Here is a 2,621-nt window from a genome sequence, read left to right on the forward strand (position 1 = left end):
AAGATTTTCTCCATGGTAAAATTTATCATACCTACGAAAAAAGCAATAAGCAGAACCATTGTCACTGCCATTATATAGCTGGAAAAATATCTGGTGTTGGATATATAAGATATGTCCTTCACCACCATAAGTCTGCTTCCCTTTGGAAAAAGATTATTTTCTGGAATATCAGATATCATGAGATGATATCTTTTGTTAGGCACGATCACCACGTCAAAACCAGTTTCTTCAGACTCTGAAGCTTTTTCCAATATAATAGCTGAATCTTCTAAACTAAAAGCTTCCATGTAGATTCCGTTGTTATCTTTATCTACCACCAGAAAAGAGATGTCCTTTCTTAATTTCCCTGTTTCCCTCTGAAAATCAAACTCACTTTTTTCTAATACTGAGTTGAAAATCTTCACTTCTGCTGCCAGTTCCTTATCAATCTCATTCATAATTAAAAGCTGTATCGTATAGTTGAAAAGCAATAAAATTACCACTATCGCCACAACTGCCATGAGAGAGCTGATAAGAAAAATCCTGCCCCTCAGTTTGTCTTTAGAATAGATAATCTCTTTCAGACTAAAAATTAAGCTTTTAATATATATCCTACTCCTCTCACGGTGTAGATCAGTTTATCGTCAAAATCCCTGTCTATTTTTTTTCTAAGGTGATTTATATACACGTCTACTACATTGGTGTCTGTGAGAAAATCTATATTCCATACTTTTTCTGCTATCATTGTCCTGGTGAGCACCAAATTCTTGTTTCTGATGAAATATTCCAAAAGGGAAAACTCCTTTAGGGTGAGTTCTATATCTTTCCCTCCCCTTTTTACCTCTCTGTTTAAAAGGTTTACTGTGAGACCCTTGGCAGCTATTATATTTTCCTTGTCTTCAGAGTTTCTTCTCAGTACAGCTCTTATCCTCGCCAAAAGTTCTGCAAATACAAAGGGTTTTGTTATGTAATCGTCTGCCCCTGCATCTAGCCCCTCTACCTTATCCTGCACCTGATCTTTAGCCGACAGAAGTATTATATAAGCCGGATTTTTTTCCCTTCTGAGGATCCTGCAGACCTCTAAACCGTTTATCTTAGGTATCATCACGTCCAGTATGATAAGGTCATAGTTATTTATCGATGCCAGATAGACAGCATCTTCGCCATTTCCAGCTATGTCCACCTTATAACCTGCCTCTGTAAGCCCCTTTTTAAGGTAGGTCAAAATATTTTGTTCATCTTCGACAACCAGTATTTTCATAAAAAAATCACCCTTCCCCCGTAAAAATATTTTTACTGCATTTTTAACTTAGTCTTTACAAATTCCCCTTTTTTTTAAAGCTGGATACTATCTATATTATAAAACTCCTCTACAAGGAGTAAAATCCATTTAGAAACTCTTTGAGTGTATAGAGGTCATCTACACCGCACATCTCCCTGACAGAGTGCATCGCCAGCATAGGAAGCCCCAGATCAGCTGAATTTATATCTATATGACCAGCAGAAACAGGACCTAGAGTACTTCCGCCTCTTTCATCAGAGTGATTTACAAAGTACTGGTAAGGAAGTTCCTTATTATCGAATATACTTTTTACAACTGCACCGGAAAAGGCGTCTGTTGTATACGACTGGGCGGCACTTATTTTAACTGCAGCCCCTTTATTCAGCATGGGTCTATTGGTTATATCTGTTTTTTCTCCCTTTGCTGGGTGTACAGCGTGAGCTCCGTCTACAGATACCATAAAAGACCTGTACATAGCTCTGAAAAATTCCTCTCTCCCCCCTCCATCTTTAGAAGAGATTATCCTCTCCATTATGTTTAGAAGGAGGTTTGAGTCAGCTCCCTGCTTCGTCCTGCTTCCTATCTCCTCATTATCAAAACAAGCCACCACATTTATTCCCGAGTGATCTGTACATTCCATCATAGAAATCACTCCTGCATATGTTGAAGCAAGATTATCAATCTTACCGCAGGAGATAAATTCCTCATTCATCCCCGTAAGCATCCCCTTTGTATATTCATACAGAAAAAGCTCCATATCCAGAATTTCTTTTTTATCTATTCCGTATTCCGTGCTAAGAATATCTAGGATGAAATTTTCATTGTTTAATTCCCCATTTATAAGTGCTGCCACAGGAAGCATGTCCCTCTGTCTGGAAAGCTTTACACCTTCATTTACCTCCCTGTTCTGATGTATAGCAAGGTTGGGTATCACCAGAAGAGGTCTGTCTATATCCACCGTCAGCGATTCAGGTTCCAATATACTTTTTCCCTTAACCATTATACGGCCTGCTATAGACAGTGGCCTGTCCATCCAGGTATTTAGTATAGGTCCTCCGTAAACCTCTGTATTCAATCTCAGATAGTTTTTCTCTGATACGGAAACCGGCGAAGGTTTTATTTTAAATCCCGGAGTGTCTGTATGATTTGTGGTGATTTTAAAGAGACTCTCTCCTTTTCCTATTGAAAATGCTATTATAGTAGAATCATTTCTTTTCACATAATATTTTCCACCGGGATTTATCTCCCACTTATCACAAAGTTTCAGTTCTCTGTAGTTCCCCTCCACACAGAGCTCCTCTATACCCTTTACAACGTGATACACACTCTTTCCCCTATAACTGAAATCAATGAAGTCCCT

2 protein-coding genes and 1 pseudogene are annotated in these 2,621 nt (G+C 38.4%); all 3 read right to left on the reverse strand.

Annotated features, from left to right (window positions below; translation table 11 throughout):
• Positions 1 to 500 (reverse strand): annotated as a pseudogene (locus ABZA26_RS12250) (integral membrane sensor signal transduction histidine kinase); the annotation flags it as partial.
• Positions 501 to 571: 71 nt separating this feature from the next.
• Positions 572 to 1,240, reverse strand: coding sequence for a response regulator (locus ABZA26_RS12255; protein WP_372714799.1), 669 nt, complete (start codon positions 1,238 to 1,240; stop codon positions 572 to 574).
• A gap of 109 nt (positions 1,241 to 1,349) precedes the next feature.
• On the reverse strand, positions 1,350 to 2,621 hold a 1,272-nt coding region (locus tag ABZA26_RS12260; RefSeq protein WP_372714800.1), incomplete at its 5' end, for a M18 family aminopeptidase.

It is taken from the genome of Ilyobacter sp. (assembly GCF_041583315.1).
Classification (GTDB): Bacteria; Fusobacteriota; Fusobacteriia; order Fusobacteriales; family Fusobacteriaceae; genus Ilyobacter.